General features: G+C 69.9%; 10 protein-coding genes and 1 tRNA gene. 4 read left to right on the top strand and 7 right to left on the bottom strand.

Going from position 1 to position 12160, the window contains the following annotated elements; genetic code table 11:
• Positions 1-3: 3 nt before the first annotated feature.
• A tRNA-Leu gene (locus AA0Y20_RS09865) sits at positions 4-85 on the top strand.
• A 51-nt stretch (positions 86-136) separates the two neighbouring features.
• A complete protein-coding gene (locus AA0Y20_RS09860) occupies positions 137-955 on the top strand; it encodes a DedA family protein (protein ID WP_412939058.1) in 819 nt (272 codons plus the stop codon).
• Here AA0Y20_RS09860 and AA0Y20_RS09855 read toward each other — a convergent pair whose 3' ends face one another.
• Positions 956-1951, bottom strand: coding sequence for a Ku protein (locus AA0Y20_RS09855; RefSeq protein WP_412939057.1), 996 nt, complete (start codon positions 1949-1951; stop codon positions 956-958).
• Positions 1952-2012: 61 nt separating this feature from the next.
• Between AA0Y20_RS09855 and AA0Y20_RS09850 the strand changes: the two genes are divergently transcribed.
• Positions 2013-4436, top strand: coding sequence for an ATP-dependent DNA ligase (locus tag AA0Y20_RS09850; protein ID WP_412939056.1), 2424 nt, complete (start codon positions 2013-2015; stop codon positions 4434-4436).
• A gap of 375 nt (positions 4437-4811) precedes the next feature.
• Here AA0Y20_RS09850 and rdgB read toward each other — a convergent pair whose 3' ends face one another.
• Genes rdgB through murI form a run of 3 tightly spaced genes read right to left on the bottom strand, consistent with a single transcriptional unit; the run spans position 4812 to position 7002 of the window.
• Complete coding sequence (rdgB, locus tag AA0Y20_RS09845) at positions 4812-5405, bottom strand: RdgB/HAM1 family non-canonical purine NTP pyrophosphatase (RefSeq protein WP_412939055.1); 594 nt, start codon at positions 5403-5405, stop codon at positions 4812-4814.
• Positions 5402-6133: a ribonuclease PH gene (rph, locus tag AA0Y20_RS09840; RefSeq protein WP_412939054.1), complete on the bottom strand. Its 732-nt coding sequence runs from the start codon at positions 6131-6133 to the stop codon at positions 5402-5404. The genes rdgB and rph overlap by 4 nt, the downstream gene beginning before the upstream one ends.
• Before the next feature lie 32 nt (positions 6134-6165).
• Positions 6166-7002, bottom strand: coding sequence for a glutamate racemase (murI, locus tag AA0Y20_RS09835; protein ID WP_412939053.1), 837 nt, complete (start codon positions 7000-7002; stop codon positions 6166-6168).
• Positions 7003-7080: 78 nt separating this feature from the next.
• On the opposite strand from murI, the gene AA0Y20_RS09830 reads away from it, so the two are divergent.
• Entirely contained in the window at positions 7081-8403 is a 1323-nt protein-coding gene (locus AA0Y20_RS09830; protein WP_412939052.1) for a nicotinate phosphoribosyltransferase, read from the top strand.
• A gap of 114 nt (positions 8404-8517) precedes the next feature.
• Here AA0Y20_RS09830 and AA0Y20_RS09825 read toward each other — a convergent pair whose 3' ends face one another.
• From AA0Y20_RS09825 to AA0Y20_RS09815, 3 genes are read right to left on the bottom strand one after another with little or no spacing between them, the layout of a single operon-like run.
• Positions 8518-8784 carry a DUF3039 domain-containing protein gene (locus tag AA0Y20_RS09825; protein ID WP_023951164.1) on the bottom strand — a complete coding sequence of 89 codons (267 nt, stop codon included), beginning with the start codon at positions 8782-8784 and terminating at the stop codon, positions 8518-8520.
• Between the two features lie 23 nt (positions 8785-8807).
• A complete protein-coding gene (locus AA0Y20_RS09820) occupies positions 8808-10343 on the bottom strand; it encodes a hypothetical protein (protein WP_412939051.1) in 1536 nt (511 codons plus the stop codon).
• Entirely contained in the window at positions 10319-12121 is a 1803-nt protein-coding gene (locus AA0Y20_RS09815) for an ATP-binding cassette domain-containing protein (protein ID WP_412939050.1), read from the bottom strand. Before AA0Y20_RS09815 ends, AA0Y20_RS09820 begins: the two co-directional genes overlap by 25 nt.
• Positions 12122-12160: the final 39 nt, after the last annotated feature.

Raw genomic sequence — 12160 nt, 5'->3', positions numbered from 1 at the left:
TCCGCGGGAGTGGTGGAATTGGCAGACACGCAGGATTTAGGTTCCTGTGCCTCACGGCGTGTGGGTTCAAGTCCCACCTTCCGCACGGATCGGGCGTTCGCCCGCCCTCGCGTCATCCTCTCCCGACGGGAAGCTCGTGCATCAGATCGCCCTCATCCCCTGGCTCGACCCCGCCACCATCATCAGCGCGGCCGGGCCGTGGGCTCTGCTCGTGGTGTGCTTCATCATCTTCGCCGAGACGGGACTCCTCGTCGGCTTCCTGCTGCCGGGCGACACCCTGTTGATCATGGCGGGCCTGCTGTCGAACCCGGTCACGCACGCACCCCACGGCGTCTTCGGGATCAACGTCTGGGTCGTCGGACTGCTGATCGGGCTGGCGGCGTTCCTCGGCGGTGAGGTCGGCTACGTCATCGGGCGCAAGGGCGGCCCCGCGGTCTTTGAGCGCAAGGAATCGGGACTGTTCAGTCGACGTAACGTCGAACGCACGAACGCCTTCTTCGAGCGGTACGGCGGCATCACCGTCATCCTCGCCCGCTTCGTTCCCATCGTCCGTACGTTCGCGCCCGTCGCCGCGGGCGTCGGCAAGATGCCGTGGCACCGGTACTCGCTCTACAACCTCATCGGGGCGGTTCTCTGGGGCTTCGGCCTGACGATGATCGGCTACGTGGTGAGCCTAATCCCGGGTGTCGGCGAGTTCGTCGCGAAGTACATCGACGTGATCCTGCTCGCCGCGGTCGTCGGCACGGTCTTCTTCATCGTCTGGCACTACTTCGCTGAGAAGCGGAAGGCGAAGAAGGAGATGGCCGCCGGACCCGACGAGTTCACCGGCGCCGACGAGGCGCGCGAGCTCGTGCTCGACCCCGAGGTCTTCCGCGAGCACGAGCAGGCCCACCCCCACCGCCCGGGCGCTGCCGCAACCGATGCGGACAGTAGTTCCGAGCCGCCCCGAGGCTGATCAGGACGCTTTCGCGCCCTTCTTGGCGGCCGGCTTCTTCGGACTGCTCTTCTGAGCGGGAGCCTTCTTCGCGGATGCCTTGTCTGCGGCATCCTCGTCCGACGCCGATGCCTTCGTGCGGCGTTTGGTCGCGCCGGTCTTCGATGAGCCGCTCTTCTCGGTCTCGCCCCGGGACGCTTCTCCATCCGACGTCTTCGAGCCACCGCCCCGAGCCGCGCGGCTGCGCTCGACGCTCGCCCGCAGCGCTTCCATCAGATCGATGACCTCGCCGCCCTCCTTCTCCGTCTTCTCGCCGAAAGTCTCGGTGGTGTCGAGCGCGTCGCCCTTCTCGAGCTTCGCGTCGATGAGAGTGCGCAGCTCCTCCTGGTACTCGTCCGTGAACGCCTCCGGGTCGAAGTCGCTCGAAAAGCTCTCGACGAGGGATGCCGACATCTCGAGCTCCTTCGCCGAGATGCGCACGGACTCGTCTAGGGCGGGGAAAGCGGCGTCGCGAACCTCGTCGGCCCACAGGAGGGTCTGCAGCACCAGGACATCGCCCCGGACACGCAGCGCGGCGAGCCGTGTCTTCTGCCGCAGCGAGAACCGCACGATCGCGGTGCGGTCGGTCTGCTCGAGCGTCTTCCGCAACAGGACGTACGACTTCGGCGAGGAGGAGTCGGGCTCGAGGTAATACGCCTTATCGAGCGTGAGCAGATCGATCTGATCGCTCGGCACGAACTCGACGACATCGATCTCACGGCTGCGCTCGGACGGCAGCGATGCGAGGTCGTCCTTCGTGAGCACGACCGTCTGCTCACCGTCGTCGTACGCACGGTCGATGTCGGCGTAGGGCACGACCTCGCCGTCGATCTCGCAGATGCGCTGGTACCGGATGCGCCCGCCGTCGGCGTTGTGCACCTGGTGGAGCGGGACGTCGTGGTCCTCGGTGGCCGAGTAGACCTTCACCGGCACATTGACGAGCCCGAAGGTCAGGGCGCCTTTCCAGATCGATCTCATGCACGAAGTACACACCGCAACCCCTCACCGACGCCAGCGGCTGGCGCAATACCCTGTCGGCATGGCAGGAGAGCAGACGGTGCGGGTCGACGGTCGCCGACTGCGCCTGTCGAACCTCGACAAGGTGCTGTACCCGCGGACGGGCACCACGAAGGGCGAGGTGATCGACTACTTCTCTCGCATCGCACCGCTGCTGCTCCCCCATCTCGACCGTCGCCCGGTGACACGCAAACGCTGGCCGGAGGGAGTCGATGAGCCCGATTTCTTCGCGAAGGCCCTCGAACCCGGCGCCCCGTCGTGGCTCCCGCGCCTGCCCATCGACCACTCCACCGGGGCGAAGGACTATCCCCTCGTCGAGGAGATGGCCGCGCTGGTGTACCTCGCGCAGGTCGCGAGCCTCGAACTCCACGTCCCGCAGTGGCGCTTCACCGACGCGGGAGAGCGTGGAGCCCCCGACCGTCTCGTCCTCGATCTCGATCCAGGTCCCGGTGTCGGTCTGGCCGAATGCGCCGAGGTCGCGCACTGGGTACGCGCCATCATGACCGACGTGGGGATGGAGCTGTTTCCGGTCACGAGCGGCAGCAAGGGCATCCACCTGTACGCACCCCTTACCGGAGTCCAGACGAGCGATGACGCCTCGGCTTTCGCCAAGGAGCTCGCCCGCTCCCTCGAGGCCGACCATCCCGACCTCGTCATCAGCCAGATGAACCGCAACGCCCGTGCCGGCAAGGTCTTCCTCGACTGGAGCCAGAACAACGGCTCGAAAACCACCATCGCGCCCTACTCGCTGCGCGGACGCGACGAGCCGACCGTCGCGGCACCGCGGACGTGGGACGAGCTCGAGGGCCCCGGCCTTCGTCATCTGCGCTTCGACGAGATGCTCGACCGCGCGGCCGAGCTCGGAGATCTGCTGGCGCCCCTCGCGCCCCGTCGCACGGCGCCGCTCGCGCCGTACCTCGCGAAGCGCTCCGCCGACCGGACGCCCGAGCCCATGCCCGAGGCGGTCTCGATCGCTGCCACCGGGGCGGCGGGTGCCGGCCCCGCGTCGAAGCCGCGCTTCGTCGTCCAGGAGCATCACGCGCGACGTCTGCACTACGACCTGCGCCTCGAACGGGACGGCGTGCTCGTGAGCTGGGCGGTGCCGCGCGGCATCCCCGAGACCACCGATCGGAATCACCTCGCCGTGATGACCGAGCCGCATCCCATGGAGTACCTCACCTTCCACGGCGAGATCCCCGCTGGAGAATATGGGGCAGGCACGATGACCATCTGGGACACGGGGGTGTACGACCTCGAGAAGTGGCGCGACGACGAGATCATCTTCACGCTGCACGGCACGGCCGGCGGCGCCGCATCCGACGCCCGTCTCGTGCTCATCCGCACGAGCGGGTCGGGCGAGAAGTCCCAGTGGCTCCTGCACCGGATGAAGACCGATGGGTCCGGGTCCGGGTCCGGGTCCGGGTCGGGGTCGGCTGCCGAGGTGGCGGATCCGGATCGGATCGCGGGCGGCCCGATTCCGCCGATGCTCGCCGTCTCGTCGGCGCCCGCGGCGGCCCGCACGACGGCGGAACGGTGGGGGCCGTGGGTCGAGTTCAAGTGGGACGGCGTACGGACGATCGCGCACTGGGACGGCGAGCGGATGCGGCTGTATGCGCGCAGCGGCACCGACATCACGGCTCGGTATCCCGAGCTCACGAGCGACGATGCCACCCTCGGGCTCGGCGAGACCCCGCTCGTGCTCGATGGCGAGATCGTCGCTCTCGACGAGTCCGGACGGCCCAGCTTTCCGCTTCTGCAGAATCGCATGCACCTGACCAAGGCACGCGACATCGCTCGCGAGCGCGAGCGCACGCCCGCAGACTTCTTCGTCTTCGATCTGCTGCGGCACGACGACCGCGACATCACCGGCCTGCCGCTGCGCGAACGGCGCCGGCTGCTCGAGTCCGCGACCGAGCACGCCGAGCCACCGCTCACCGTACCGCCCGTGACCGACGACCTCGACGCCGCCCTGACGGTCGCTCGTGAACTCGACCTCGAGGGTGCGGTCGTGAAGAATCCGTCGTCCCGCTACCGCGTCGGCGCACGGTCGGAGGAATGGCTGAAGGTCAAGCTCTCCCGCACGCAGGACGTCGTCGTCGGGGCTATCCGGCCGGGCAAAGGCGGCCGCCGCGGCGGTATCGGGTCGCTGCTGCTGGGCATCCCCGACGACGACGGCGAGCTGCACTACGCCGGCCGCGTCGGGTCGGGGTTCTCCGATGCCGAGCTCGTCCGACTCACCGCCGCCCTCGACCCCCTCCGGACCGACCGGAACCCTTTCGTCGGCATACCCGCGGCCGACGCCTCGGACGCCCTGTGGGTGCGGCCCGAGCTCGTGGGTGAGGTGGAGCTCGCCGAGTTCACGCCCGGCGGCATCCTGCGTCACGCGCGGTGGCGAGGCCTCCGGCCCGATCGAGCACCCGCCGACGTTCGTCGCGACGAGAGCTAGAGCGCCCCGTCAGCATCACACCGGTCGCGGGCGGCTCGGTCGTGGTCGCCGGCCCGGTCCGTTCAGTGCGGTGCCATAGGGTGCCGTGCCGTGCTGTGCCGTGCTGTGCCGTGCCGTGCTGTGCCGTGCCGTGCCGTGCCGTCGACAGGCTGAACGACTGCGCTGGGCCGCCTCGCACAGTCCGGCGCACGGCTCAGCCTGTCGACGGGCCACTCAGGTCGCGCGACGTCCGCGCCGCGAGCGGTTGCGGGTGAACGCGATCCCCGTGCCGCGGACAGGCGGAACCGCGGCCGGCCCGGTCGTTCCGGGCCGGCCGCCACGCTCAGCCTGTTGGCGGCACCGAGACCGAAGCCGCAACCGCCGGCGCCCGGTCGGTCAGAGCGAGCGGAGAAGCTCGGTCAGCGCGACGAAGGCGCGGGCTCGGTGCGACGCCGCGTTCTTCTCCGCGGCAGACCACTCCGCGACCGTGCGGACCGGCTCGGGCTGCCCGTCGGGCACGAAGACGGGGTCGTACCCGAAACCGCCGTCACCCGCGGCCTCGGTCGCCAGTCGGCCAGGCCACACGCCCTCGACGACGTGTTCGGTGTCGCCGTCGACGAGCGCGATGACCGACACGAACTGCGCGGTACGACGCGGGTCGGCGATGTCGGAGAGCTGGTCGAGCAACAGGGCCGTGTTGGCGGCGGCATCCTTCTTGTGGCCGGCCCAGTAGGCCGAGAAGGCGCCCGGCGCTCCCCCGAGCGCGTCGACGCAGATCCCCGAGTCGTCGGCGAGGGCCGGCAAGCCGGTGTGCGCCGCCGCGGCGCGGGCCTTGATGAGCGCGTTCTCGCGGAAGGTCACGCCGTCCTCAACGGGCTCCGGCCCGTCGTATCCGACGACCTCCAGGTCGGGCCGGACGGCCGCGACGATGGCGTGGAACTCCTCGACCTTGTGCGGGTTGTGGGTCGCCAGGACGATGCGACCGGTCATGCCAGCGTCGCAGCCTGGATGTCGCGCAGCTGCGCGCATCCGTTCACCCCGAGCTCGAGCAGGGCGTCGAGCTCGCGCTTGTCGAACGGAGCGCCTTCTGCGGTGCCCTGCACCTCGACGAAGAGTCCGCGCCCCGTGACCACGACGTTCATGTCGGTCTCGGCCCGCACGTCCTCGACATAGGCGAGGTCGAGCATCGGGGTGCCGTCGATGATCCCCACCGACACCGCGGACACCGAGTCGACCAGCGGAACCGAGCGCTGCGCGATGAACTTCTGCGACCGGCCCCACTCGATCGCGTCGGCCAGGGCGACATAGGCTCCCGTGATCGCGGCGGTGCGGGTGCCGCCATCGGCCTGCAGGACGTCGCAGTCGATGACGATCGTGTTCTCCCCCAGCGCCTTCGTGTCGACGACCGCGCGCAGCGCGCGACCGATGAGCCGCGAGATCTCGTGGGTCCGCCCGCCGACCTTGCCCTTGATCGACTCGCGGTCGTTGCGGCTGTTCGTCGCGCGCGGAAGCATGGCGTACTCCGCCGTGACCCAGCCCCTGCCCTTACCCGTCAGCCAGCGCGGAACCCCGTTGGTGAACGAGGCGGTGCACAGCACCTTCGTGCCGCCGAAGCTCACGAGGGCCGAACCCTCGGCGTGGGCGCTCCAGCCCCGCTCGATCGTCACGGTGCGAAGCTGGTCGGCGGTGCGCCCGTCGGCGCGCAGGGAGTCGGTCATGAGGGGGTCTCCGATCGGACGGCGGGTGAGATTCAGGATGCGGGAGGGGCGAGTTTCGGCAGGACGATCGCACCTGTCTGGACCATGCGGACCGACGGCACGCCCCGGCCCATGAGCCGGTCGGCCAGGTTCAGGAAGTCGTCGCCGGAATCGCCTGTGGCCTCGTAGACATGACTCGGCACCGCGTCGTCATTGGCGAGGAGACCTCGGGAGACGAGCTGCCGGTATACGTCCTTCGCCGTCTCGGAGTCGCTCGAGACCAGCGCGACATCGGGGCCCATGACGTAGCTGATCGCGCCCTCGAGGAACGGGTAGTGGGTGCAGCCGAGCACGAGGGTGTCGACGTCAGCTTCGCGCAGCGGTGCGAGGTAGTCCTCGGCGACCGCGAGCACCTCGGGCGACTGCGTGATGCCGGCTTCGACGAACTCGACGAACCGAGGGCAGGATACCGCGAACACCTCGAGCCGCTCGTTGACCTCGAGCATGTCCTGGTAGGCGCGAGAGGCGATGGTGCCGACCGTCCCGATCACACCGATCCGTCCGTTTCGGGTCGTGGAGATCGCCGCACGCACGGCGGGGTTGATGACCTCGACGACCGGCACGTCGTAACGTTCACGCGCATCGCGCAGCAGCGCAGCGGACGCGGTGTTGCACGCGATCACGAGCATCTTCACGCCCTCGTCGACGAGCGTGTCGAGGACCTCGAGTCCGTAGCGCCGAACGTCGGCGATGGGCTTCGGGCCGTACGGCGAGTGCGCCGTGTCGCCGATGTACAGCAGCGACTCCCGTGGCAGCAGCTGCGAGATGGCGCGCGCCACCGTGAGCCCGCCGACACCGGAGTCGAAGATTCCGATGGGCGCGTCGTTCACGATCATCGAGCCTACCTGGCGTCGTGCCCACGGCATCCCGAACCCGCGGGGGAATGCCGCGTCGCTACAGTGGCACTCATGGCCTCCAGCGCTCTGCTCACCGACCGTTACGAGATCACGATGCTGCAGGCCGCGCTGCGCGACGGCACCGCCGATCGGCATTGCGTGTTCGAGGTGTTCGCACGTCGGCTCCCCGGCGGGCGACGGTTCGGTGTCGTCGCGGGCACCGGGCGGCTGCTCGAAGAGGTCGAGAGCTTCCGGTTCGGCGACGACGAGCTGACGTTCCTGCGCGAGTCCGGCGGACTCGATGAGCGCACCCTCGCATGGCTCGCCGACTACCGGTTCACGGGCACCATCACGGGATACCGCGAGGGTGAGCTCTACTTCCCCGGCTCACCCGTGCTGACCGTGGAGGGCACGTTCGCCGAGGCCGTCGTGCTCGAGACCCTCGTGCTCAGCATCCTCAACTACGACTCCGCCGTCGCGACGGCAGCTGCCCGCATGGCGATCGCCGCCGGCGATCGACCGCTCGCCGAGATGGGCTCACGCCGCGCGCACGAACAGAGCGCGGTAGCGGCAGCCCGGGCCGCGCACATCGCCGGCTTCGGCGCGACGAGCAACCTGGAGGCGGGCCGGACGTGGGGTATCCCCACCATGGGCACCGCTGCGCACGCCTGGACGCTGCTCCACGACAGCGAAGAAGAGGCCTTCCGCAGCCAGATCGAGGCGCTCGGGGTCGACACCACGCTGCTGATCGACACCTACGACATCACTGAGGGAGTCGCCACGGCGATCCGAGTCGCCGGTACCGGTCTCGGCGGGGTGCGCATCGACTCGGGCGACCTCCCGACCGTCGCGGCCGATGTCCGCGCGCAGCTCGACGAGCTCGGCGCCCACGGCACGCGAATCACGGTCACGAGCGACCTCGACGAGTACGCGATCGCGGCGCTCGCGGCATCCCCGGTCGACGCGTACGGCGTCGGAACGTCGCTCGTCACCGGCTCGGGCACCCCGACCGCCGGCATGGTCTACAAGCTCGTCGCCCGCCAGGACGACGACGGATCGTGGCTGTCGGTGGCGAAGGCATCGGCCGACAAGGTGTCGCACGGCGGGCGCAAGACCGCGTTCCGGACACTCGACGGCGGTACCGCCAAGGAGGAGATCGTGGTGGTCTCCGACGGCTTCGAGCCCCTCGACACACCCGCGGAGCACCCCGGCGCCCGGGCGCTGCAGACCCTGCTGTTCAGCGGTGGTCAGGCCGTCCAGGACTGGGTCGGTGCCGCGGGAGTCCGCGCCGCCCGCGCGCACCATGCCAGCGTGATCGAGGAGATGCCCGTACGGGCCCTCGCGCTCAGCCGCTCCGAGCCCGCGATCCCGACGGTCTACCGCGAGGCCGACTGAGGCGTCGCGGTCCCGCATCGCCCGCATCACCGAAAACGCACCGTCCCGCTGAGAGTGCACCCTTGACGGTGCGTTCTCGGCGGGACGGTGCGTTTTCCCGATGTCGGCGACGCGTCAGCGCGTCATCGACTCGTAGATCTCCTTGCACGTCGGGCAGACGGGGAACTTCTCGGGGTCGCGGCCCGGCGTCCACTTCTTGCCGCACAGCGCGCGGACGGGCTTGCCCGTGATCGCGGACTCGAGGATCTTGTCCTTCTTGACGTAGTGCGAGAACCGCTCGTGATCGCCGGGCTCGATCGTCTCCTCGCGGATGAGCTCTTCGAGCTCACGGTCGAGGGTCGCGAGACCGCCCTGGTCGGGAGAATCGAGAGGAGTGCTCATGCCGGAATTCTAACGGCGAACGGTCAGGTCGTCTCGGCGAATGCCATCAGTCGATCGCCACGGCGGTCGAAGAGCAGGCCGCCGACGAGGATGCCGGTCACGAGCACCATGAGTCCGACCCCGGCTCCCGTGCCCAGCGCCCACCACTCCGCGTGCGGCTCGCCCAGCGTGAAACGCCAGGACCACCACAGGGCCGGTGCTGCTGCGACGATCGCCCCCACCAGCACAGCCCCCTGGGCGAGCCCGCCACCGGTGCGCTGCGGCTGCTGGAAGGGGCTGTCACCGTGTCGGGCCACCGCATAGGGCGCGAGCACCGACGACACGGACGACAGCCCGAGTCCGGCGAAGAGCAGAGCAGAGCACACGCCGACCATCACCGGCAGGACGCTCCAATCGCCGTGGATGCCGATGCCGACCGGTATTGCGATCGCGAGGAGCGGCAACGCGACGAGAAGCAGCGGCACCAGTCGCCCGACCCGGTCGGAGGCCCCGCGGACGGCGCTCGAGATGTGGAGCCAGACCGCCGAGCCGTCGTACGCGAGGTCGTTGTGGACGACCCATCCGAGGAAGAGCGCGATGAGCGGCGCGGGGATCAGCGCCGCGATCTCGTGCGGCACGCCGACGATGACGAGAGGCACGACGGCGATCACCGCCGCGACCGGGATGATGGCGATGTCGACGAGATAGCGCGGGTCGCGCAGCCAGTACACGAGAGACCGGGCCGCGACGGCACCCCCGGGCGTGCCGGGTGTCACGGTGAACCAGCCGAGGCCGCGGCGCTCGCGCACCGACACAGGTCGTTCGGTGTGCGTGAGCATGTGCCGCACGATGAGGCCCCACGCGGCAGCCAGTGCCGCAACCGTGAGGACGGCGACGATGACGACTGTCGGGCGAGGATCGAGCGGAAGGACCCATGCTGCCCCGATCGGGGTGACGGCGAGCGTCTCGACGGCGCTGAGGAGAGGGCTCGGCACTCCCCCGTCCCAGTTGAGCGACGCCAGGAAGACGGCGACGGGGATCGCGACAACGGCGATGCCGAGCAGCAGAAGCGTCGTCAGCTCGCGCGACCGGCGGTCGGCGAGCACGAGGGCGGCGACTCCGAGGGCCACGCGCGCCAGGAGCAGCTGCGTCACGACGATCACCGCGGCTCCGAACGTCGCAGCAACCGGATCGACGCCGTGCGCGATCCAGGTCAGAGCGACGGCGACCGAGACCACGATGACGGCAGCCGAAGGAAGGCTGATGGGACTGGCGGCGGTCGTTGCGGCAGCCACGAGCCGCCAGTCACGGCCCGTCACGATGAAGGCGCGAGGATCGAGCGGATCGCGCATCGGCGTGACCAGAGGCACGAGCGCGAAGCAGGCCGACACGGCCGCGCCGCCGATCGCGAGCACCACGAGAGCGCTCGCGAGGGGCGCGTCCTGGAGGCGGAGAAGTGCGAGGACGATCGCTCCGACCAGGACCACGGCTGCCGCCGATGCCGCCGACGCGCGGGCGCGATGGAAACGCAGCGCTCCGATCAGGACGGCGAGCCTCAGTCGGAGAACGTGTGCAACCATTCGAGGCCCTCCACCGCGCTCGTCCCGCCGGCGAGTTCCAGGAACCGCTGCTCGAGCGTCCGTCCGTCGCGTACCTCGTCGACCGTTCCCGAAGCCAGGATGCGGCCGCCCACGAGGACAGCGACACCCGAGCACGCACGCTGGACGAGCTCCATCCCGTGACTGGACAGGATGACGGTGCCACCGTGGGCGACGTACTTCTGCAGGATGTCGAGGATGACGGCGCTCGAGACCGGGTCCACCGACTCGAACGGCTCGTCGAGCACGAGCAGGCGCGGGGCATGGATCATGGCGCCGGCGAGCATGACCTTCTTCGTCATTCCCGCCGAGTAGTCCGAGACGCTGCGCCCGAGCGCATCGGTCAGATCGAAGGCCGCCGCGAGGTCGGCGATCCGGTTCTCGACGACCGCGGGCTTCAGGCCGCGCAGCACGCCGTAGTAGTAGAGCAGCTGTCGACCGGACAGACGATCGAAGGTGCGCAGCCGATCAGGCAGGACTCCCATCTGTCGCTTCGCTCGGGCGGGATCGCGTCGAATGTCGATCCCGGCGATCTCGACGGCACCCTCGTCGGGCCGAAGGAGGCCCGCGATCATCGAGAGCGTCGTCGTCTTACCGGCACCGTTCGGGCCTACGAGCCCGTAGAACGAGCCTGCCGGGATCTCGAGATCGATGCGATCCACCGCGCGCGCCTCGCCGTAGGCCTTCGTCACGCCCCGCAGCCGCAAGGCCGGGGAGCTCGAAGCGGGCTCGTCCGCGGCGCGCTCGTCGGCTCCGCCACTCACGATGACCGTCTCGACCTCGACCGACCGGGAAGAATCGTCGCCCGCGGCGTCGAACGGTGCGGAGTTCGGCTCCGGTGCGGGATCCGGCGAGGCAGCGGCTTCGAGCTCCGGATCGAGCTCCGGCTCCGGCGCGTTCTCCGGCACGGGCTCAGGCTCAGGCTCAGGCTCAGGCTCAGGCTCAGGCTCCGGCTCCGACTCGGGCTCTGGCTCCGGCTCCACTGCCGGCGCGTTCTCCGGCAGCGGTGCCGCGTCGGAGACCGGCTGCGGGTCCGCGTCGGATTCATCCGTCGCACTCGGCGCGGCATCCGGCTCGACCGCCGCCTCCATGACCGCCGCCGATTCGGCTTCCACCACGAGGTCGTCCTCGAGAGGCGTCGGATGGATCGGCTCAACAGACTCGTCGTCTTCCGGCACGCTCGCGCTCGACTCGACCACAGGCGCAGCCTCGGGCGACACGACGTCATCCGATACGGCGGCATCCGACACGGCGTCGTTCGACACCGCAGCATCCGACACCGCAGCATCCGACACCGCGTCGTGAGGCACAGCGTCGTCCGGCCCGGGGCGCTCGGTGGCGCTCACATCGGTGGATGCGACGAACGCCGCGGCCGCGACCGCCGCGGGAATCTCCGGCTTCGGGGGAATCGTGGCCGCCCCAGCCGCGCCGGTGGATCGCGGCTTGCGCGGCGGCTTCTTCGCGGCGGACGCAGCGGGCTTCTTCGCGGTCGACGCGGCGGGCTTCTTCGCGGCGGACGCGGCGGGCTTCTTCGCGCCGGACGCAGCGGGGGCGCGCGGCTTCCGCGGCTTCGCCGGTCGCGGAGGCGTCTTGTCGGGCGATGTCGAAGCCCCGTCGGACGAGGCGGCACCGGACTGCGTCCCGCTCCCGAGTCCGGCCGCCGCGACATCGGCCGGCAGGTCGGGCAGAGGCGGGGTGGCCGTATCGACAGGCGACGCGTCGCGCTGTTCGCGCTGGGGGGCGGCTGAGTCGTCTGTCACCCCCCAAACCTATCAAGGGGCCCATGTGCGCCGAGGCTC

Source organism: Microbacterium pratiae (genome assembly GCF_047302165.1).
Lineage (GTDB): Bacteria > Actinomycetota > Actinomycetes > Actinomycetales > Microbacteriaceae > Microbacterium.
The sequence above is the reverse complement of the archived record's forward strand: the minus strand, read 5'-3'. Positions and strand labels throughout refer to the sequence as shown.

Bases quoted from the DNA above. Each gene is read 5' to 3' on its own strand.
- AA0Y20_RS09855 (WP_412939057.1), bottom strand. From the start codon at position 1,951: ATGAGATCGATCTGGAAAGGCGCCCTGACCTTCGGGCTCGTCAATGTG.
- AA0Y20_RS09850 (WP_412939056.1), top strand. From the start codon at position 2,013: ATGGCAGGAGAGCAGACGGTGCGGGTCGACGGTCGCCGACTGCGCCTG.
- rdgB (WP_412939055.1), bottom strand. From the start codon at position 5,405: ATGACCGGTCGCATCGTCCTGGCGACCCACAACCCGCACAAGGTCGAG.
- rph (WP_412939054.1), bottom strand. From the start codon at position 6,133: ATGACCGACTCCCTGCGCGCCGACGGGCGCACCGCCGACCAGCTTCGC.
- AA0Y20_RS09830 (WP_412939052.1), top strand. From the start codon at position 7,081: ATGGCCTCCAGCGCTCTGCTCACCGACCGTTACGAGATCACGATGCTG.
- AA0Y20_RS09825 (WP_023951164.1), bottom strand. From the start codon at position 8,784: ATGAGCACTCCTCTCGATTCTCCCGACCAGGGCGGTCTCGCGACCCTC.
- AA0Y20_RS09820 (WP_412939051.1), bottom strand. From the start codon at position 10,343: ATGGTTGCACACGTTCTCCGACTGAGGCTCGCCGTCCTGATCGGAGCG.